The sequence below is a fragment of the Dyella acidiphila genome, from assembly GCF_014863405.1.
Taxonomy (GTDB): domain Bacteria; phylum Pseudomonadota; class Gammaproteobacteria; order Xanthomonadales; family Rhodanobacteraceae; genus Dyella_B; species Dyella_B acidiphila.
Map to the genome: position 1 here is coordinate 631,245 of NZ_JACZZA010000001.1, position 20,890 is coordinate 652,134.

The 20,890-nt window shown below is 62.7% G+C and carries 18 protein-coding genes; 10 read left to right on the forward strand and 8 right to left on the reverse strand.

Annotated features, from left to right (window positions below; genetic code table 11):
• Positions 1–20 precede the first annotated feature (20 nt).
• Together IGX34_RS02895 and IGX34_RS02900 are read left to right on the forward strand one after the other, a co-directional pair.
• Positions 21–419 (forward strand): RidA family protein, encoded by a 399-nt coding sequence (locus IGX34_RS02895; protein WP_192554149.1) that lies wholly within the window; start codon positions 21–23, stop codon positions 417–419.
• A gap of 240 nt (positions 420–659) precedes the next feature.
• The gene (locus tag IGX34_RS02900) at positions 660–2,024 is read left to right on the forward strand and encodes a GntT/GntP/DsdX family permease (RefSeq protein ID WP_192554505.1); all 1,365 of its coding nucleotides are present in this window, start codon (positions 660–662) and stop codon (positions 2,022–2,024) included.
• A gap of 64 nt (positions 2,025–2,088) precedes the next feature.
• On the opposite strand, the gene IGX34_RS02905 is transcribed toward IGX34_RS02900, so the two are convergent.
• Together IGX34_RS02905 and IGX34_RS02910 are read right to left on the reverse strand one after the other, a co-directional pair.
• The gene (locus tag IGX34_RS02905; RefSeq protein WP_192554150.1) at positions 2,089–3,684 is read right to left on the reverse strand and encodes an FAD-binding protein; all 1,596 of its coding nucleotides are present in this window, start codon (positions 3,682–3,684) and stop codon (positions 2,089–2,091) included.
• A gap of 354 nt (positions 3,685–4,038) precedes the next feature.
• A complete protein-coding gene (locus IGX34_RS02910; RefSeq protein ID WP_192554151.1) occupies positions 4,039–4,671 on the reverse strand; it encodes a M23 family metallopeptidase in 633 nt (210 codons plus the stop codon).
• 362 nt (positions 4,672–5,033) lie between these two features.
• Between IGX34_RS02910 and IGX34_RS02915 the strand changes: the two genes are divergently transcribed.
• The 4 genes from IGX34_RS02915 to IGX34_RS02930 all read left to right on the forward strand — a co-directional run bounded on the left by IGX34_RS02915 (position 5,034) and on the right by IGX34_RS02930 (position 9,387).
• Positions 5,034–5,699 (forward strand): response regulator, encoded by a 666-nt coding sequence (locus tag IGX34_RS02915; RefSeq protein ID WP_192554152.1) that lies wholly within the window; start codon positions 5,034–5,036, stop codon positions 5,697–5,699.
• 33 nt (positions 5,700–5,732) lie between these two features.
• Positions 5,733–7,229, forward strand: a complete 1,497-nt coding sequence (locus IGX34_RS02920) for a sensor histidine kinase (protein WP_192554153.1) — start codon at positions 5,733–5,735, stop codon at positions 7,227–7,229.
• Between the two features lie 155 nt (positions 7,230–7,384).
• Complete coding sequence (locus IGX34_RS02925; RefSeq protein ID WP_192554154.1) at positions 7,385–8,752, forward strand: glutamate--cysteine ligase; 1,368 nt, start codon at positions 7,385–7,387, stop codon at positions 8,750–8,752.
• Complete coding sequence (locus tag IGX34_RS02930; protein ID WP_192554155.1) at positions 8,752–9,387, forward strand: LysE/ArgO family amino acid transporter; 636 nt, start codon at positions 8,752–8,754, stop codon at positions 9,385–9,387. Before IGX34_RS02925 ends, IGX34_RS02930 begins: the two co-directional genes overlap by 1 nt.
• 94 nt (positions 9,388–9,481) lie before the next feature.
• Here IGX34_RS02930 and IGX34_RS02935 read toward each other — a convergent pair whose 3' ends face one another.
• Positions 9,482–9,943, reverse strand: a complete 462-nt coding sequence (locus IGX34_RS02935; protein WP_192554156.1) for a DoxX family protein — start codon at positions 9,941–9,943, stop codon at positions 9,482–9,484.
• Positions 9,944–10,223: 280 nt separating this feature from the next.
• On the opposite strand from IGX34_RS02935, the gene bufA2 reads away from it, so the two are divergent.
• The 4 genes from bufA2 to IGX34_RS02955 all read left to right on the forward strand — a co-directional run bounded on the left by bufA2 (position 10,224) and on the right by IGX34_RS02955 (position 13,148).
• On the forward strand, positions 10,224–10,493 hold the full coding sequence (gene bufA2, locus IGX34_RS02940; protein ID WP_192554157.1) for a BufA2 family periplasmic bufferin-type metallophore: 270 nt from the start codon (positions 10,224–10,226) through the stop codon (positions 10,491–10,493).
• Positions 10,494–10,551: 58 nt separating this feature from the next.
• Entirely contained in the window at positions 10,552–11,397 is an 846-nt protein-coding gene (gene bufB / locus IGX34_RS02945; protein WP_192554158.1) for an MNIO family bufferin maturase, read from the forward strand.
• The gene (locus IGX34_RS02950; protein ID WP_192554159.1) at positions 11,394–12,176 is read left to right on the forward strand and encodes an HvfC/BufC N-terminal domain-containing protein; all 783 of its coding nucleotides are present in this window, start codon (positions 11,394–11,396) and stop codon (positions 12,174–12,176) included. The genes bufB and IGX34_RS02950 overlap by 4 nt, the downstream gene beginning before the upstream one ends.
• Positions 12,177–12,245: 69 nt before the next feature.
• Positions 12,246–13,148 carry an AraC family transcriptional regulator gene (locus IGX34_RS02955; protein ID WP_192554160.1) on the forward strand — a complete coding sequence of 301 codons (903 nt, stop codon included), beginning with the start codon at positions 12,246–12,248 and terminating at the stop codon, positions 13,146–13,148.
• Positions 13,149–13,275: 127 nt separating this feature from the next.
• On the opposite strand, the gene dcp is transcribed toward IGX34_RS02955, so the two are convergent.
• The 5 genes from dcp to IGX34_RS02980 form a co-directional block, all read right to left on the reverse strand.
• Entirely contained in the window at positions 13,276–15,489 is a 2,214-nt protein-coding gene (gene dcp / locus IGX34_RS02960) for a peptidyl-dipeptidase Dcp (protein WP_192554161.1), read from the reverse strand.
• Between the two features lie 120 nt (positions 15,490–15,609).
• Positions 15,610–16,719: a glycosyltransferase gene (locus IGX34_RS02965; RefSeq protein ID WP_192554162.1), complete on the reverse strand. Its 1,110-nt coding sequence runs from the start codon at positions 16,717–16,719 to the stop codon at positions 15,610–15,612.
• Positions 16,720–16,736: 17 nt separating this feature from the next.
• On the reverse strand, positions 16,737–17,879 hold the full coding sequence (hpnH, locus tag IGX34_RS02970; protein ID WP_192554163.1) for an adenosyl-hopene transferase HpnH: 1,143 nt from the start codon (positions 17,877–17,879) through the stop codon (positions 16,737–16,739).
• A gap of 125 nt (positions 17,880–18,004) precedes the next feature.
• Positions 18,005–18,607, reverse strand: coding sequence for an isopentenyl-diphosphate Delta-isomerase (gene idi, locus IGX34_RS02975; RefSeq protein ID WP_225737154.1), 603 nt, complete (start codon positions 18,605–18,607; stop codon positions 18,005–18,007).
• On the reverse strand, positions 18,600–20,879 hold the full coding sequence (locus IGX34_RS02980) for a hydroxymethylglutaryl-CoA reductase, degradative (RefSeq protein ID WP_192554165.1): 2,280 nt from the start codon (positions 20,877–20,879) through the stop codon (positions 18,600–18,602). Before IGX34_RS02980 ends, idi begins: the two co-directional genes overlap by 8 nt.
• Positions 20,880–20,890 lie beyond the last annotated feature (11 nt).

A 20,890-nucleotide genomic window follows, 5' to 3' on the forward strand; every position in this document is an offset into this window, starting at 1 on the left:
GTCCATACAAGGAGTACCGCATGACTGATTCCATCGTTCGATTTGGCGTAGAGGGCGGCTCCGGTACCGGCGGCCAACATCTTCCTTTTGCTCGCGCCGCGGGCGCCGACGGCTGGCTGTTCGTGTCCGGGCAGACACCGATGGTGAATGGCGAGGTCATTCATGGCGGCATCATCGAGCAATCGCACCAGACCATCCGCAACCTGATCGCCATCCTCGACGAGGCCGGCTACGGCACTGAGCATGTCGTGCGCTGCGGCGTGTGGCTGGACGATCCACGCGACTTCCCGTCGTTCAATCGCGTATTCAAGGAATACTTCGGCGCCCACCCGCCCGCGCGTGCCTGCGTGGTATCGAGCATGGTGGTCGACTGCAAGGTAGAAGTCGATTGCGTGGCCTACAAAAAGCCACAGCCGTGATCGCGGCGACGCAGGCGCGCAAGCTCTCGATGACCTCGCTAGCACCGTAGCAGGCTTGCCGCCCGAACCCCGATCGCCCCGCATGCCGTCGCCAATATCCGCGACGGTGTGAAACAAAGCCTGTCACAACGCTCCTTACATATGCTTTGCGCAGCACGCTGCGACGGCGAAGCAAAGCCATCTGCCTGACCTTCGGAACGCCCCTGGCGCCACTATTCAAGGAGGAACGCAATGAGTTCAATGCAAGCTACTCTCTCGCTGCAAGGTAACGCGCTGCTGCTGGCGGCAGCGGTGGCGGTGATCCTGCTCATCTATCTGATTGCCAAGTGCAAGCTCAACCCCTTCATATCGCTCATGGCCGTCTCCCTGGGCCTGGGCATCGTCGTCGGCATGCCAATGCGGAGCATCGTCAAGGCCTTCGAAGTTGGCGCAGGCGGCACGCTTGGGCATATCGCGCTGCTGATCGCGCTGGGCACCATGCTGGGCAAGATGATGGCCGAGTCGGGTGGCACCGAACGGATCGCGCACACGCTTATCGCCGCCTTCGGTGAACGCCGGGCGTCCTGGGCGATGATGGCAGTCGCATTCATCGTAGGGCTGCCCGTGTTTTTCGATGTCGGCTTCGTACTGCTGATGCCGATCGTCTTCCACATAGCCAGAAGCGCGGGCGCGTCGGTGCTGCTGATCGGCCTGTCGATGGCGGCCGGGCTGTCGGTAGTCCACGGGTTGGTACCGCCGCATCCCGCAGCACTCCTGGCCGTTACCGCCTATCACGCAGATATCGGCAAGACCATCCTGTATGCGCTGCTGGTCGGACTGCCGACCGCCATCATCGCCGGCCCCTTGTTCGCCCGCTGGGTCTCGCGCTACGTGATCATCGATACGGACAACCCGCTGGAGAAGCAATTCGTGGAAATGGATGAAGCGCGCCAGCTGCCAAGCTTCGGCACTGCGCTCTTCACCCTCCTGCTGCCGGTGCTGTTGATGTTGATCGGCACCTGGGCAAATCTGCTGACCACGCCAGGCACTCGCGCCAACGATATTCTCGAGTTTCTCGGCAATTCGGTGGTGGCGCTGCTGCTCGCAGTGCTGATGAGTTTTTACACCTTCGGCAAGCGGCGCGGTTTCAGCCGGGAAACCATCCTCACCTTCACCAACGACTGCCTCGCCCCCACGGCCACCGTGATCCTGGTGGTGGGGGCTGGCGGCGGTTTCGGCCGGATCCTGCTGGACTCTGGCGTATCGCATGCCATCGTCGCCGCAACCCAGGCATCGCATATTTCGCCGCTGCTGCTGGGATGGCTGATCGCGGCGATGCTGCGCATCGCCACCGGCTCGGCCACTGTGGCGATGGGAACGGCCTGCGGCATCGTCGCCCCGATCGCTGCCGCCGCAGGCAACGCCGTGCATCCGGAACTGATGGTGTTGGCCACCGGCGCCGGATCACTGGTTCTGTCTCATGTAAACGACGGCGGCTTCTGGATCGTGAAGCAGTACTTCAATATGACGGTGCTGCAGACGCTCAAGACCTGGACCGTGATGGAAACACTCATTTCGGTGATCGGTTTTTTGTTGACCTGGGGCCTGTCGGCAATCATCGTCTGACGGCATCGGCACAAACAACCGAGGCGGACGCCAACGATACAGCGCCCGCCTCGGTATCAGATCACTACGGTGTAGCCCCTAACGCCATCGAAAACTTAAAGATGCCATCCGGGTCGTATTTATTCTTGATGGCTACGAGCTGCTCGTAGAGCTTTCCATAGTAGAGCTCGCCCCAATTGTAATTGGCCGCACCGGGCACTTTCCCGGTCAGCATATCGATATCCGGGTAACCGATATAGCATCCTTCATAGCGGGAGTTCGGGTTGGCCACCGACTCGGGACAGGGCGTGCCGTTATAGCCATGTTCCTGATGCACTTCGTAGTAGAAGTCGCGCAACCATTGCACATGCTTGTCGTCCTGGGCTCGATCGGTCCAATACGTCTGGTACTGAAGCTTCATGACCGAATTGCGCTGAAATACCGCAGTGCCATTTTTACTCGGATCGAACCCGTTATTGCCTTTGGCGATGTGATTGATCGCACCGCCGTAGGAATCCACTTGCACAAGCGACTGGGAAAAGTCGCTGTCGTCAGGATAGGTCTCGACCAAATACTTGAAGAGGGCTTCCATTTCCGCCTCCGCGAAGGCCTCCTTCATATAAGAAGACTTATATTTTCCTCGCTGATTATTCCCCGACCCGTTCACCGTTTGCGTGGCGTATAGCCAGTCATAAACCACCGTACCGACGGGCAGATCGCCCCCGGCCACGCGCAGCGGGTGCCTTTGCTGAGTAAAGGGATTCGGTCCGGTGCCAGGTATGTAGGTCGACACGGGAACACTCTTGGCCACCGAATCCATCGCCTTGATCAGGTCGACAAGCGGCTGAATATTGTCCAGCTTCCCGTTGCTGTCGGTGTATTGGACCACCAGCCCAATGTTCCCGGCGCTGATATGGGTCAGCTTGAACAGCGTAAACAGTCCATAGGTTTCCGGGTCGAGATCGGCCTGCTTCATAAAGTTGCTGTAGGCCATCAAGAACTTTTTGAATCTCGGCTTATCCTTGGCAAACTGCGACCATGGATATTGCTTCACCAATAGCGCGACCTGCGCAGGAGCCTCCGGCAGCGGCTCAAAATGGTAACTGGTGATAATGCCGGCGTTGCCGCCCCCTCCGCCCCGGCAGAGCTTGAACAACTCGGGCTCGTTGCTTGCGCTGACAAGCTGGCGCTGCACCTGGCCACCGGAAACCGTGAGCAACTCCACAGCCTTGAGCCAGTCCACCGTCAATCCGTGCAGACGCGAAAGCAGCCCATAGCCGCCGCCAACGATGTGCCCGCCGCTGCCGACCGAGTAGCATGAACCTCCCGGCGGCGCACTGCCCGTCAACTTGAACATGTTGACGTAGCCGTCCCAGTTCTGATTGCCCGCCCCGATCCGGTACACCGTGTCGTCGACGCTCAGTTCCGTGAGAAACCCCACATCGATAATCACGCCATCGGGATTGTTTGATACGAATCCCTCATAACAATGACCGCCGCTGCGGATCGTTGGACGCAATCCTGATGACACCGCCTGCTGCAGGGCCTGCTGCGCATCCTCCACGGTGCGGCAGACATAAATGGCCTGCGCTTCGGCACCGTCCACCGGCCACCTCTGATTGAAACCCTTTTTAAGGGTTTCATAGCGGGAATCATTCTTCTCAATCGAAATGTATGACATAGCAAACCCTCACAAGGTTGATGTACCTACTTCACCTCAGGCTTTAGTCGCACCCGAAACGGAGTTGTGAGTTGGTTCCCAAGATTTCTGCCATATGGGATCCATCCCCACCGCGAGCACGCTCACGTCGACTACTTCCTGCGGGCGCATAGCCCGTCAGGAAGAATAGGTCGCCATAGAGAAGGCCAACGGCCGGCACGCAAAAAATCAGAACGTTCTGTCATCCGTCCCCATCAACGAAGTGAACGAACCCGCATTCGACGCGTTAAATATGTCGCTATCGATTTTTTATTCAACAAGATAATTTCTTTCGTAACCGAAAAAGCCCGGCCAATGCCGGGCAATTTTCTGAACTCACAACGCAGCCAGATAAGGTCCTGGATTGACACGCTGGCCACTGCGATAGATCTCGAAGTGCAGATGCGGGCCGGTGGCATGCCCGGTCGACCCGACCCTGGCAATCGATTGACCCGACCTCACCTTCTGCCCCGTTTTCACCAACAACGTATCGTTGTGCGCATACAAGGTTTTGTAACCGTTGTGATGATCGATCACCACCACATTGCCATAGCTGCGATCACGCACGGCCTTGACTACCGTGCCCGCGGCAACCGCATGTACCGGCGTGCCGCGCGGCGCAGCCAGATCGATGCCTCTGTGAAACGCATGACCGTTGCCCAGCGGATTTTGGCGATCGCCAAATTCGGAGGTGATGCGTGCCAGGGCCAGCGGCATATGCGCATTCATCCGGTGAAAACTCGCAAGCTCATCCCTCGGCAATGACTTATCCGCCATGGCTTTATCGATCGATGCGTCATACACACGTGTCAACGTGCGTGCATACGCATCCGACGGCAGATCGACATATCGCTGCGCTGCTGACACCGTTACCGCATGCATGACTGCCCAGACGACCACGGTCCCGACCGTGGCATAAAGAAAGCGGATTCGAAAAAAATATTCTTTGATGCAGAACAGACTGATCATGACTTTTTCCGGCACGCAGAAGTCCAGCGCCCCTGTCCAGGAACGGTGAGCCACTGAGGGATGGAATGGCGAGAGCGTCCGTCATCTCGCTGTTTTGCAGACGCCGTCGCTGATGCATGTGGATCATTGACGCCGGACATCATTGGGCCAGAAAGCCGCGACCGGAAATACTGGAAGAATCTAAATAATCGGCGAGGCACACTGCCTAGCTGAATAAACGACCTGATTTAAGCTGCCATGACAATCATCGAAGCCCGTTCGTCAGCGCAGCGAAAGGCTCATCACGTAAATCTAACGCTACGCTGTGCCATTGCCGTTCTGCTGTTACGATTTTCCAACCCACCCCACTATTCCGGTCCGTAATGCGCATATTGCTCGTTGAAGACGATCCCCTGGTATCCGACGCCATCGTGCGCGGGCTGGCCACTGCCGGTTATGTAGTCGATGCGGTAACCGATGCCGAATCCGTGCAGGGGCGCCTGGACACCACGCACTACGACTTGGCGATCGTGGATCTCGGGCTGCCAGGTGAGGATGGCTTCACGTTGGTGAAGCGCCTGCGCCGCGAAGGCAGTCCGCTGCCCTTGCTGATCGTGACGGCGCGCGATGGCCTGGACGATCGGGTGAATGCGCTGGACCTGGGCGCCGACGATTACCTGGTCAAGCCCTTCGCGCTGCCGGAATTGGCCGCGCGCTGCCGCGCCCTGATTCGCCGCGCCACCGCTGCCGCCTCCAATGAGATGGTGGTAGGGCGTTTGCGCATCGACCTGGCCGGCCGCCGCGCCATGGACGATGCGGGCCGCGTGCTGGAACTGACGCGCCGCGAATGGTCGATCCTGGAGTGCCTGGCGCACCACAGCGGCCGGGTGGTGAGCAAAGAGCGGCTGATCCAGGCGATCGTGAGCTGGGATGAAGAGATTTCCGGCAACGCGATCGAAGTGCACGTATCGCGACTGCGCGCAAAACTGGGCGATGCCGCCACCGTGCGTGGCATCCGCGGCCTCGGCTATCGCCTGGATGACGCCTGAGCAATACTGAGCAATTAAGTCGCAGGCGTGGCGATGTCAGGCTCAAGCTCCACCAGTACTCTCAGCATCCGCAGCCGCTTGTTCGGCTATCTGTTGCTGCCCCTGGTATTGCTGCTGATCGCCAGTATCTGGGCGGATCACCGCACTTATGTCACGCCGATGTACGACATGTTCGACCGTGCGCTATCGCATTCCGCGGTGGCCATCGCCGCACATGTGCACAAGGCGTCTGATGGGCATCTTTACGTCGACCGGCAGGATCCCGGCCCCCCGCTGGTGCGCGCCCCCGGCTCAAGCCCCCTGCCGCCGCCGCCCGGCGATGCGCCGTTCGACCGCGATCACCCGAGCGAACACTTCGATCCCGAATACCGCCCGATGTCGTGGATGCGGCTGTATTCCGGCGCGCGGGAAAATTTCGTCTACCGGATCAGCCTGGCGGACGGCAGCACGCTGACCGGCGACCCCTCCTTGCCCGTCGCCTCCGGCGAGATCATCGACAACCTCACCTACGGCGAAGCAGAACATGCGGGGCTGGAGTTTCGCCTGGCCAGCTATCACACCGTGGTCGAGGGCGAACCCATCGTGGTCACCGTTGCCGAAACCGTGCATCGGCGCGATACGGTGGTACGCCGGCTCGACACCGTGGTCGGCCTCAGCGACGGCATCCAGTTGCTGCTGGTGCTGGGCTTGTGCCTGTTCGGCATCCGCACCGCGCTGCGTCCGATCAACCGGCTGCGCGAGCAGATCGTGCATCGCGAACCGCAATCGCTGCAGCCGCTGCCGCTGGAGCCGGTGCCGAGCGAAGTACGCCCGCTGGTGGAGTCGCTCAACAATCTGCTGATGACCGTGCGCGATTCCACCCTGGCGCAGCAGCATTTCCTCACCAATGCCGCCCACCAGTTGCGCACCCCGCTCACCGGCCTGAAGGCGCAGCTGGAAGTGCTGGCCAACGAAACCCAGGACAACGCCCAGCAAGAGCGCATCAGCCGGCTGCAGGGCAGCGTGGATCGTCTTGCCCATACCGCCAATCAGCTGTTGGCGCTGGCGCGCGCGGAGCCATCGGCGCACGGTCCCAGCGACTTCGTGGCGATCCAGCTCGACAGCCTGATCGGCGCGATGGTGGATTCCATGCTGGACCGCGCCCTGGCCAACGACATCGACCTCGGCGCCGAATGCGAGCCGGTGCAGGTGCATGGGGTGTATTGGCTGTTGCACGAATTGCTGATCAACCTGGTCGACAACGCACTTCGGCATACGCCCAGGGGCGGCGATGTCACCCTGCGCTGCGGACTGCACAACGGCGCGCCCTATCTGGAAGTGGAAGACAGCGGCCCGGGCATTGCGCCGGCCGAACGCGAGCGCGTGCGCAAGCGCTTCTACCGCTCCGCCGGCAGCGACGGGCAGAGCAGCGGCCTGGGCCTGGCGATCGTCGAGGAAATCGTACGCAGCCACCGCGCCCACCTGGAGATCCTGGACGCCCACAAAGGCACCGGTGCGCGCATGCGCATCACCTTTCCCAGGCACGACTGAGCGGTCGCCGGCAAGGGGACCGCAACGGCCCCGGGCATGACTTCCGGCGGGCATCGCTGTAGCTGTACTGTCACGTACAATTTTTTTCCTCCGCCCCCTTTTCAGCGGGGTACAGCGCCTCCATAGTCGGAGGCTCTTCCTGCGAGGCCAGCCAAGTGTCCATACCCAGTGCCGTCAAGAGCACCCCGATCCACGGCCGCCAGCAACTGCTCGACTACCTCGCCGCCGGCGAAAAGCCGCGCGAGGCCTGGCGCATCGGCACCGAGCACGAGAAGTTCGGCTTCCGCACCGAAGACCTGCGGGCACCCGCCTTCGAAGGCGAGCGCGGCATCCGCGCCCTGCTCGAAGGCATTGCCGCCCGCTATGGCTGGGAGATCGCGCGCGAAGGCGAGACCCCGGTGGCGCTGATGCGCGGCAAGGCCAATATCACCCTGGAGCCGGCCGGCCAGCTGGAGCTCTCGGGTGCGCCGCTGGAAACCATCCACCAGACCTGTTGCGAAGTGAACACGCACCTGGACGAGGTGCGCTCGATCGCCGATGGCCTGGGCCTGGGCTTCCTCGGCATGGGCTTTCAGCCCAAATGGCGCCGCGACGAAATGCCGTGGATGCCCAAGGGCCGCTACAAGATCATGCGCGAATACATGCCCAAGGTCGGCTCGCTCGGCCTGGACATGATGACGCGCACCTGTACCGTGCAGGTCAACCTGGATTTCGCCAGCGAAGCAGACATGGTGCGCAAGTTCCGCACCAGTCTCGCCCTGCAGCCGATCGCCACCGCGCTGTTCGCCGATTCACCGTTTACCGAAGGCAAGCCCAACGGCTATCTGTCGTACCGCTCGCATGTGTGGACCGATACCGACGCCGATCGCACCGGCATGCTCGATTTCGTGTTCGAGGATGGCTTCGGCTACGAGCGCTATGTCGACTACATGCTCGATGTGCCGATGTATTTCAGCTACCAGGACGGGCGCTACCTCGATCTGGCCGGACAGGATTTCAAGCGCTTCATGGCCGGCACGCTGGACGCCGTACCGGGCGTGCGCGCCACCATGAAGGACTGGGCCGACCACCTCACCACCGCTTTTCCGGAAGTGCGGCTGAAGCAATACCTGGAAATGCGCGGCGCCGACGGTGGCCCCTGGAATCGCCTGTGCGCGTTGCCCGCGCTGTGGGTAGGCCTGCTGTATGACGACGACGCCCTGCAGGCCGCCTGGGATCTGGTCAAGGACTTCAGCCGCGAAGAACGCCATGCCCTGCGCGATGGCGTACCCAAGCATGCGCTGAAACTGCCGTTCCGCAACGGCACCGTGCGCGACCTGGCGCGCGAGACGCTGCAGATCGCTGCGCACGGCCTGAAGCGCCGCCAGCAGCTCAATCGCCATGGTGCCGACGAAAGCATCTTCCTGGAACCGCTGATCGAGATCGTCGACGCCAACCAGACCCCGGCAGAACGCAAACTCGAACTGTTTCACGGCGAGTGGAACGGCAGCGTGGATCCGGTATTCAAGGAATTTGCATATTGATGGTGGCGGGATCGAGCCACGCTCCCCTGCTGGCCGGGCTTCTGCTTGGCGCATCCCTGATCGTGGCGATCGGTGCGCAGAACGCTTTTGTGTTGCGCCAAGGTTTGCTGCAAGCGCATCGCTTTCCGGTCGCGCTGTTCTGCGCGCTTTCCGATGCCGTGCTGATCGCCGCAGGCGTGGGCGGCCTCGGCATCGCGGTCGGCCAGCATCCGCGCGTATTGATGGCGATTGCCTGCATCGGCGCGCTGGTACTGTTGTGGTACGGCGTGCAGGCGTTGCGTCGCGCCATCCATCCGCAAGCGCTCACGCCCGATACGCACACTGATACACGTAGTGTGTGGCGCGTGCTCGCCACCTGCGCCGGTTTCACCTGGCTCAATCCGCATGTGTACCTGGATACCGTACTGCTGATCGGCAGCCTCGCCTCGGCGTGGCCGGCGACAGGACCGCGCCTGTTGTTCGGCATCGGCGCGGCCACCTCGTCGTTTATCTGGTTCTTTGGGCTGGCTTATGGGGCGCGCCTGCTGGCGCCGCTGTTTCGCAAGCCGATGGCCTGGCGTGTGCTCGACGTGTTTATCGCGCTGATCATGTGGAGCATTGCGATCAAGCTGCTGCTGTCGTTTATCGTGCACTGAGCTTTTTCCTACGTCACGCACGCTCCACTTACGGTCATTCCGGCGAAGGCCGGAATGACCGCTCAGGTGCACTTCGCGAAGGTATACGGCGCTGCTAATCCTGCGTGCGGATGCGCAGCCACCGCGCCACCAGCGTATCCAGGCTTGCCTTGCCGGGCCCCGCGATCAAGAACCACAAAAAGATCAGCGTATAGACCACTTCGTCCGCTTCGACGTAGTCGTCCAGCCCCATCAAGTTGCTCGACACCACCAGGGTTACCGCCACGATCATGTTGATGATCATCGGAATAGTCACCAGCCGGGTGAACAGGCCCAGCATCAACAGCAGGCCGCCGAGCAATTCCGTCCATGCCGACAAGCCCGCGCTGAAGGCGGGAAACGGAATGCCCCAGCCGACGAAGCGCTGGGTGAAGCCATCCAGGTTATGTACTTTGGCGATGCCCGTCTCCAGCCAGAAGTAGCCGAACACCAGGCGTACCACCAGCGGCCCCAGCCAGCGCACGGCGTGCAGCCGCTGCAGCAGGCGCGAGCAGGTCTCGGCGATAAATTGACGCATTGCACATGTCCCTTTGGTTGAAGTGAGCGCATCATGCGCGGGCCCCCACCCCAGCCACCATGTCCATCAGTCCAGGCTTTCTTGCCAGGGATCCGGCAACGTGGAACACGCATGCGGACCGGACGATCGGGCATAAAAGCGGGATGCGCGGGTGCAGTTGTCTACGGTAATGCGGTAACACAATCACCCTGTCGAGACGGACAGCGCCAAGCCGCTGCACGGACGAGACATTCCCCACAGCCGCATGACGGCGAACGAAACCTTTTTAGGAGCCATAGACATGAACATCAAGACAGTCAACGCAAGCGCCATGGCCGTGATGGTCGCCGGTCTGTTCGCCGCCGCCGCGGTATCGGCTGCACCGGTCGGTGCGCCGGCTGGCGACCAGGCGCAGGTCAAATGCATGAATTCTTCTTCGTGCAAGGGCCAGGGTGCCTGCAAGCAGGCCAGCAACTCCTGCAAGGGCCAGAACTCGTGCAAGGGCCAGGGCTTCACCATGCAGAAGACCCAGGCCGACTGCGATGCCGCGCAGGCCGCCGTGAAGAAGTGATGTCATCGGCGGGGCGCCGGCACGGCGCCCCGCTTTCCGTGGGCAAGCGAGCATCGCCATGAGCACATCCACCATCGGGTTGCCTTATCTCGGCTACGGCCTGGGCCTGCGCACGGAGCATTACCAGGATCTGCTCGCCGACCCCGGCCAGGTCGAATGGCTGGAAATCGTGTCGGAAAACTATCTGGTCAACGGCGGCCTGCCGCTGATCTGGCTGCAGCGCTTTCGCGAACGCTTTCCGCTGGTGATGCATGGTGTGTCGCTGTCGATCGGCAGCACCGATCCCCTCGACGAAGACTATCTCAGCCGCCTGGCCAGGCTGGCGCGGCGGATCGAGCCTGCCTGGGTTTCCGATCACTTGTGCTGGACCGGCGTGCAGGGCGTGAACCTGCACGACTTGATGCCGTTGCCCTACACCGAGGAAGCGCTGGAGCATGTGGCCGGCCGCGTGCGCCAGGTGCAGGACCGGCTCAAGCGCCGCATCCTGCTGGAAAACGTGTCCAGCTATGTGAGTTTTGCCGATTCGCAATTGAGCGAATGGGAATTTCTCGCTGCCGTGGCGGAGCGAGCCGATTGCCTGATCCTGCTGGATATCAACAACGTGCACGTCAGCGCGATGAACCACGGCTTTTCGGCCCTGGATTATCTGCGCGGCATTCCGGTTTCGCGCGTACAGCAATTCCATCTGGCCGGTTACGAGCAGGGCGAGCACCTGATCATCGATACCCACGATGCGCCGGTGTCGCATGCTGTGTGGGATCTTTATATCGAAGCCGTGCGACGTTTCGGCCGCGTATCGACCATGATCGAACGCGATGACAATTTTCCTCCGCTGGCGGAACTGAGAGCGGAGCTGGAGCATGCCCGCACACTGGCCGAACCCTTGCTGCGGAATGCCGCATGAGCTCGTTGCAGGCCCTGCAGCAACAGCTGTTGCAGGCGGTGCTGTCTGAGCGGACGCCGGCCACGCTGCCGCTGGTCCGCGCCGACGGCATCGCCGACACCGGCAGCCGGCTCGAGGTGTATCGGCATGGCTATCGCGTCCGCCTGCGCGATGCGTTGAAGCAGGAATTTCCCGGCCTGCACCACATGGCAGGCGCCCAGTTCGAGCGCCTGCTGGACAAGTACGTCGCGGCCCATCCCTCCGAGCACTACAACATCCGCTGGTACGGTGCCGGCCTGGCGGCCTTCCTGGACTATGCGCGCCCCTGGCGCGATCGCCCCGCGCTGGCCGAAATGGCGCGGGTGGACTGGGCCATCTCGATTGCCTTCGACGCCGCCGACGAGCCCAGCGCGAACATCGCCGAATTGTCGGCGGTGGCACCCGAGGCATGGCCAGGCCTGCAATTGTCGTTGCAGCAAAACCTGCATGTGCTGGATTGCCGCTTCAATACCGCCGCCTTCCGCCGCGCCGCGGACCAGGGCGGCAAGCGTCCCCGCCTGCGCCGCCTGCAACAGCCGCGTCAGCTGCTGGTATGGCGCAAGGACAGCAGCGTCCATTACCGCCAGCTCGAGGTGGACGAATGGCAGGCGCTGGGGGCCGCGATCCGTGGCGAACCCTTTGCCGCCCTGTGCGCGCAGCTGGCCGCCTACCACGCACAGGCCAGCGCGCTGCCGCGCATGGTCGCCCTGCTGCAGGGCTGGCTGGAGGCCGGACTGATCCGCGGCTGGAGCTTCGCCTAGGGCGCCTGGTAACCGGCACCGGCCTGCAGCGAAGGACGGTATAGCGCCCCGCCACGGAAGCCTCTGCCCATGCACGTCGAGCCCCTCGCCGCAGTACCGCGCCCGGCGCCCATCGTTCCGGCCCTGGAAGCCCTGCTCAATCAGTCGATGCTGCGGGTGGAGATCGTGTCCGAGGAGCAGTACTGCGGCTCCTGGTTCATGGACGAGCCGCGCTACCACTGCGGACTGTTCCATCTGGTCGGCACCGGCGAATGCATGATCGAAAGCACGGTGCTGCGCGATGCATGGCAACTGCAGGCCGGCGACCTGGTGGTGCTGCCGCACGGCGATCCGCACCGGCTGTATGCGGGCAACGGCCAGGAACACATTCCCACCAGCCTGATCTGCGGCGAACTGCATTTGTGCAGCCATGCCCAGCACCCGCTGAGCTTCGCCCTGCCCGCCTGCTTCGTGGTGCGGGCCGCCCAAGCCGATGCGCTGTTCCGGCATTTGTCGGCAATGATGGTGGAAGTCGCCAATTCCGGCACGCCCGGCCGCCAGCTGCTGCTGAACAAGCTGGCCGATACTTTGTTCACCCTGGCGGTATGCGACTACGCCAATCGCAATACCGATCACCAGGGCCTGTTCGCCGCCCTGGCCGACAGCCGTATCTGCAAAGTGCTGCAAGCCGTGCACGAAGCGCCGGGACGACCGTGGACCATGCAGGGCATGGCTTCGCTCGCCTGTATGTCGCGTTCCGCCTTCGCCGAGCGTTTTGCACAGCTGATGAAAATGCCGCCGATGCAGTACGTGACGCAGTGGCGCGTGAGCATTGCCGAACGCATGCTGCGCGAGCGGCGCTTGTCGGTGGCGTCGATTGCCGAGCAGCTTGGCTACAGCAGCGAAGCGGCGTTCCGGCGCTTGTTCAAGCGGATCAGTGGCACCTGTCCCGGCCGAATTCGGCAAGTGAAGGCGGAGCGAGTCCTAAACTGAAACACCGGGATTACGTAGGTTGGGTTAGCGCAGCGTAACCCAACGATCCATCTTCGTAGCGATATCGTTGGGTTACGCTGCGCTAACCCAACCTACAAAAAAGGCCGGCATTGCCGGCCTTTTTTGCTTACTTCGTGGAACCTTGCTTCAAACCGCGATCGATCAGCATCGGCTCGATGCTCGGATCCGCTCCGCGCCAATCCTTGTACAGCTTGGACAGCTCCACCGTATTGCCGCGCGAGAGAATCATCGCGCGGAAGCGGTCGCCGTTCTCGCGGGTAAGTCCGCCGTGGTCCTTGAAGCCTTCGAAGGCATCGTCCGCCAGCATCTGCGTCCACAGATAGGCGTAGTAGCCCGCCGAATAACCGTTGCTCCAGATATGCAGGAAGTAGCTGGAACGATAACGCGGCGGCACGTAGGACAGATCCACACCGTCCTTCTTCAGCGAGGCTGCTTCAAAGTCGTCGGTTTTCTGCTTGGGCTCGTCGGCACCCAGCATATGCCAGTTCATGTCGAGCATCGCCGCGGCGACCAGCTCGGTCATGTCGTAGCCCTTGTTGAACAGGCCCGCCTTCTTGATCTTGTCGACCAGCGGCTGCGGCATCGGCGTGCCGTCCTTGTAGTTCTTCGCGTAGTTGGCGAATACCTTCGGATCGGTCGCCCAGTGCTCGTTGAACTGCGAGGGGAACTCGACGAAATCGCGCGCCGTGGCGGTACCCGACAACGTCGGATACTGCGTATCGGAGAACAGGCCGTGCAGGCCATGGCCGAATTCGTGGAACATGGTGACCACGTCATCCATCGACAGCAGTGCAGGCTGGCCGTCGGCCGGCTTGGTGAAGTTGGCCACGTTGTAGATCACCGGCTTGGTGCCCAGCAGCTTGGACTGGCCGACAAAACTATCCATCCACGCGCCGCCGTTCTTGTTGTCGCGCTTGAAGTAGTCGAAGTAGAACAGCGCCAGCGACTTGCCGTCCTTGTCGAACACTTCGAACACGCGCACATCGGGGTTGTAGACCGGGATGTCTTTGCGTTCCTTGAAGCTCAGGCCGTAGAGCTGGTTGGCGGCGTAGAACACACCGTTCTGCAGCACGTTGTTGAGTTCGAAATACGGCTTGATCTGCGCATCGTCGAGATCGTAGCGAGCCTTGCGCACTTCTTCGGCGTAGTGCTCCCAATCCCAGGGTTCGAGCTGGAAGCTGGGCTGATGCAGCGCGGCCTGATCCTTGTCGATCTGCTTCTGGATATCCGCCGCTTCCACCTTGGCCCGCGCCACCGCAGCCGGCGCGAGCTTGGCCATGAAGCTCATCACCGTCTCGGGCTTCTCGGCCATCTGGTCTTCCAGCGTCCAGGCCGCGTAGTTGGGGAAGCCGATCAGCTTGGCTTCCTGCGCGCGCAACTGGGCGAGGCGCTCGATGATGTCGCGCGTGTCGTTGGCATCGCCCTTTTCGGCACGCGTCCACGAAGCCTCGAACAGCGCCTGACGCGTGGCACGATCGGTCAGATCCTGCAGCAGCGGCTGCTGGGTGGTGTTCTGCAGCGTCAGCACCCATTTGCCGTCGAGGTGACGATCCTTCGCTGCCTGTGCCGCGGCAGCGACATCTTCATCGGACAGGCCGGCGAGCTTGCTCTTGTCGTCGATTACCAGCGCACCGTTCTTGGCCGCGGCGAGCAGCTTGTTGTTGAACTGCGCCTGCAGGCCGGCTTCTTCCTTGTTGTAGTCCTTGAGCTTGGACTTGTCGGCATCGGACAGCTTGGCGCCGGCCATCACGAACTGGCGGTACACCACTTCGACCAGGCGCTGTGATTCGGCATCGAGCTTGAGCGAATCGCGCTGGTCGTACACGGACTGGATGCGCTGAAACAGCTTGCTGTTGAGATGGATCGCGTCGGCGTGCGCGGCCAGCTTCGGTGCTTCGTCTTCCTGCACTTTCTGCAGCGCATCGTCGGTGTTGGCGGCAGTGACGCCGTTGAACACCGTCATCACGCGATTGAGCAGCACGCCGGTTTTCTCCAGCGCCACATAGGTGTTTTCGAAAGTCGGTGCGTCGGCGCTGTTGGCGATCTTGTCGACTTCGGCCAGCTGCTGCTTCATGCCTTCTTCGATTGCCGGCTGGTAGTCGCTGTCCTTGATCTTGTCGAACGGCGGCGCCTGATACGGCAGCGTGCTGGCGGCAAAGAACGGATTGCTGGCCACCGCCTCGGCGTTCGCCGTGGTGGCCGCCTTGGCCGGCGCCGTGCCCGAAGCCGCCGGCGCCGAGTTGCCGGTGTTGTTGGGCGACTGGGAACAGGCGGCGAGCGCGATCGACGTGGCGATCGCAAGGATACGAAGACGAGGCATGAAGGCTCCCCAAGGTGGCGGCCCGGCGGCTGCAGGGCATGAATAGGTAGCCCCTGACTCTAGCCAGAGCGCCCCCATCTTCCAAGCCTGCCGGACGACACGTAGGGGAAAACCGCGTTGTCAGGTGCTGTAGGTGCGGTCCTTCCAGCGCGAGCGTACGCCGCGCCAGTAGCGGATGGCCGAGCTCCAGGTCATGCCCAGATAGAGCAGCGCGCCGAACGGCAGCAGCAGAGCCCAGGCCAGCCGCATGCGGTAGTAGCGCAGCATCGGCAGATAGCTGAGCATCATCGCCAGCAGCGCCAGCAGGCCCAGGCGCCAGGTGGCAGTGCCGGCCAGCAGCAGGAACGGCAGGCCATAGGCCAGCGCGAACAGCACCGTCACCACCAGCAGCACCACGGTGGAATAGCCCAGCTGGGTGAAGGCGGAGCGCGCCACCATGTCGTGGATGGAACCCAGCGTGCCGTATGGGCGCAGGCTGACCACGCCGCGGCTGAGGCCCAGCCAGGTGCGATAGCCGGCGTTCTTGACCTGCCGCGCCAGCGTGCAGTCGTCGATCAGCGCATTGCGCAGGCTGGCGAAGGCGCCAGCCCGCTGCAGCGCTTCGCTGTCGACCAGGATGCAGCCGCCTGCGGCCGCCGCAACCAGACGCGAGGACGAGTTGGAAACCGAGAACGGATACAGCAGTTTGAAGTAGTACACGAACGCCGGCAGCAGCAGGCGATCCCAGAAACTGGTGCGGCGCAGATCCGCCATCAGCGAAACGAACTGGCGATTGTCGCGACGCTTATGCGCCAGCAGCGCGGCGAGCAGTCCCGGCTGCAGCTGGATATCCGCATCCAGCAGCAAGGTGATCGGCGTGCGTACCTGCGACTTGCCCTGCTCCAGCGCCCACAGCTTGCCGGCCCAGCCCTCGGGCAGTGGCTGGCCGCTGATCACGCGCGTATTCGGAAACGAGGCGGCGATCTCCGCCGTGCGGTCGCTGGACTGATCGTCCACCACCACCACCTGCAGCCCGCTGCCCTGTGCCTGCAGGCCGGCCAGCGTGAGGCCGATGACATCGGCCTCATTGCGTGCCGGAATCAGTACGGTGATCTCGCTGAGATCGACCGACCCGGCATGCGGGTCGGCTTCAATGCGCTCGCGGGTACTCCACGGCCGCCACGGTACCAGCAGCAGGCCTACCCACATCACTACCGGCAGCAACGCGGCCACCCATGCCAAGGTACTCATAGGTGGTCGCGATCAGGTCAGTGGTTGGCGTCGACGCCGGTCGACGAGCTGCGGCGCTGGATCGAGCTGATCGGAATCTTGATCGCGGTGGCGTCGGCGCGATCGCCGTACTTCACCGGCAGATCCGGCGCCATCGGGCCATCGGTGCGCGGACCGAACATCGACACCTTCAGCGCCTTCAGCGGATGCGCGAACATGTCGTCCACCGCGGTGCCTTCGAAGCCGCAGTGCGCCATGCAGTTATCGCACTTCGGATTGATGCCGACGCCGTACTTTTCCCACTCGGTCTCTTCCATCAGCTCCTTGTAGGTCTTGGCGTAGCCTTCGTCGACCAACAGGTAGCACGGCTTCTGCCAGCCGAAGATGTTGTAGGTGGGGTTGGACCACGGCGTGCACTGGTAGGCCTGGTTGCCCGCGATGAAGTCCATGAACATCGCCGACTGGTTGAACGCCCACTTGCTCTTGCGTTCCTTGCCGACCTTGAAGATGTTGCGGAACAGGTGCTTGCTTTCGCTGCGGCCGAGGAACACGTCCTGGCGCGGCGCATGCTGGTAGCTGTAGCCCGGCGACACGGTGATGCCTTCCACGCCCAGTTCCATCGCATAGTCGAAGAAGTCGGCGACTTCCTCCGGCGGCTCGCTGTTGAACAGCGTGCAGTTCACCGTGACACGGAAGCCCTTGGACAGCGCCAGCTTGATCGCCGCCACTGCCTTGTCGAACACGCCGTCCATGCAAACCGATTCGTCGTGGCGCTTTTCCAGGCCATCCAGATGCACCGACCAGGTGAAGTACGGCGAGGGCTTGTACTCGTCGATGTGCTTGGGCATCAGGATCGCATTCGTGCACAGATACACGAACTTCTTGCGCTCGATCAGGCCCTCGACGATCTTCGGCAGATCCTTGTGGATCAGCGGCTCGCCGCCCGGGATCGACACCACCGGCGCGTCGCACTCGTCCACCGCGGCCAGTGCCTGTTCCACGCTCATGCGCTTTTGCAGGATTTCCTTGGGCTGGTCGATCTTGCCGCAGCCGGCGCAGGCCAGATTGCACTGGAACAACGGCTCCAACATCATCGCCAGCGGGTAGCGCTTCTGGCCGGTCAGCTTCTTGCTGAGGATGTAGCGGGCGATCGTGGTCTGCTGAATAAGTGGAATACCCAAGGGATTCTCCAGTACGTCAATGCCGCGATGCGGACCCTTTCGCGGGCCTGCGCATCGATGGCTGTAAGTCTTGCGTGTGGGCCAGTATAAGGCAGCCCGCCGGGCTGCCGTTATGCCGAGCCCGCCTAACCCTTGGAGCGGGCAGCGAATACGTGAGCATGCTCACGGCGGATCCGCTCCCATTCGATCTTGAACCAAGGGGTGAAAGTTTCCGGTTTGGCGGCCATTTCCGCATCGAGCGCGTCGGGCGAGATATAGCGCAGGCCCGAGATCTCGTTCACGTTGACGGTCGGCGCATCGTCGCTGCGGCCGGCGTAGACCCAGCACAGCTCGTGCTCGGCACCGTCGGCATCGAACTGCGCGTGGTACTCGAACTTGAACAGGTACTGCAGTTCGCAGGCCAGGCCCAGCTCTTCCTTCAGGCGGCGATGGATGGCCGTGTCGATGGTCTCGCCGCGGCGCGGATGGCTGCAGCACGTGTTGGACCAGTACCCCGGCCACAGGCGCTTGCCCGGCGCGCGCTGCTGCAACAGCAGCTCGCCCTTCGCATTGAACACGAACAGCGAGAACGCGCGATGCAAGGTGCCCTTGCCCTCATGCGCCGAGGCCTTGTCGAGGAAGCCGACTTCGCGGTCGTCATGATCGACCAGCACCAGCGGCTCGTCGTCGAAGGAGACGATTTCGTTCGAGTCACGCCATTCCTGGCGCTCGAGCTCTTGGTTATCCAATGTCCACCTCCATCGCCTGGTAGCCGGCATCGCGCATCGCGGCGGCCACTTTTTCGCGGTTCTGCGGGCACAGCGCGATGATCGAACCGCCGCCGCCGCCGCCGGTGAGCTTGGCGCCGAGCGCGCCATGCTCGCGCGCGATCTGCACCAGCTCTTCCACTTCCCAGCTCGACACGCGCAAGGCGTTGAGCAGGCCGTGGCAGATGTTCATCAAATCGCCCAGGCGTTCCAGGTCGTACTGCTGCATCGCTTCCATGCCCTGCAGCGTGAGGCCGTCGATCTGCTGGAAGATGCCGTCGTACAGCGCCGGATTGCGCTGCCATGCCGTGCGTACCTTGCCCACCGTCACGGCGGTGAGGCTTTCCTTGCCGCTGATGCCGATCACGATCGGAATGCGCTTGGGCAAGTGCAGTTCGCGCACCATCGGCGCGTCGCCCTTCTTGCTGGCGCGCTTGTACAGCAGCGGCTTGCCGTAGGTGGCCACCGTGTTGTCGATGCCCGAGGCCGAGCCGTGCGCAACCTCTTCGCAGCGGAAGGCCAGCGCGTTGATCTCTTCGTCGCTGAGGCCCAGCTGGTAATGCTGGTCGAGCGCACGGATCACCGCCACCGCCATCGCGGCCGAACCGCCCAGGCCCATCGCGCGCGGCACGTTGGGGAACACTTCGATGCGCATCGAGCGATCGGTGAGTTCCAGCGTGTCGAAGATGATGCCGAGCGAGCGCTGGAAGGAATCGCGATGCGCCGGATCACGGTGCAGACGGTATTCCACGCCCCAGCGCGGAATGAACATGTCCACGCCGCCGGACTTGGTGTCCTGCGCCACGGCGCGCACCGCCAGCGGTACCGGCGCGGCGATCGCATGACTGCCATACACCACCGCGTGTTCACCCAGCACGATGATCTTGCCGTGGCCGCAGGCGCGGTGATCGACGGCCGGCTGTTCCGGGGTTTCCGGCACGCCGCGCGACTCCTTGCGCACCTGCTCGACGATTTCCTGGGCTTTCCAGATCTTGATCTCGCCGCTTTCCACCAGTCGCTCCACCACGGTGTCGAAGATTTCCGCGGTGGCGCCGGCAGCCACGGCCACGCTGCGTGCATGCAGCGTCATATGGCCTTGCTGGATGCCTTCGGTGACCAGCGCACGCAGCGCCGAGAAGTTCTGCGCCAGACCCACGGCGCCCATGATTTCGGCCAGTTCGCGCGCAGTCTTCACGCCGAGCAGGCGCAGGTTGAGCGCCACCGTGGCGTTCGACTGCAGCGGACCGCCGACGGTGCCGACTTTCATCGGGATATCCAGCTCGCCGATCAGCTCGCCCTTCTCGCCCTTGTACCAGCGCGTGAGCGAGGTGTAGCGGCCGCCGCGGGCGGCGTAGGCGTGCGCAGCGGCTTCGATCGCGCGCCAGTCGTTGCCGGTGGCGAGCGCCACCGCATCGACGCCATTCATGATGCCCTTGTTGTGAGTGGCGGCACGGTACGGATCGATGCTGGCAAATTCATTGGCGAGCACAATGCCATCGCGCACTTCTTCGCCGGTGAAGCCCTTGCCGGTGAGTTGCTCGGCCGGGATTACGCAACGCGCACGCACCATCGAGCGGTCGGTGAGATTGGACAGGATGCGCAGGAACACCCGGCCGCCGGTCATCGTCTCCACCAGCGAGGCGATGCCTTCGCACATGGTGTTGACCAGGTTGGCGCCCATCGCGTCGCGCGTGTCGACCAGCAGGTGCAGCACCAGCATGTCGCCGCCTTCCGGGCGCGGATGGATGTGCACTTCCAGGTCCTGCGCACCGCCGCCGCGCGCCACCATCTGCGGATGCAGGCTGTTGGCGAGGTTGAGCAGTTCGTCCTTGCGCTGGAGCAGGGCGGCCTTGGCGTGCGCAAGATGCGGCACGTCCACCACCTGCACCTGGCCGATCAGCACCGGCTCGGTGCTCTCGACGGTGAAGCCGCCGGTACCGCGCACGACTTTCGCCGCGGACGAGAGGGCAGCCACGATCGACGGCTCTTCCACCACCAGCGGCACGATGTAGTCGCGGCCGTTGACCAGGAAGTTCAGGCCCAGGCCAACCGGCAAGCCCATCACGCCGACGACGTTCTCGATCATCTTGTCGGCTTTGTGGATCTTCAGCGTGTGCTCGCCGGAGACCAGCGCCTGATAGTCCTCGGCCGACAGCCAGCCGCGCTCGTGCATGATGCGAACGCGATCAGAGACAGAAAGTTTGTAGAAGGCGGGGAATCGGGACCGTTCGGCACTCGATGATTCGGCGCTCATACCGTAAGCAC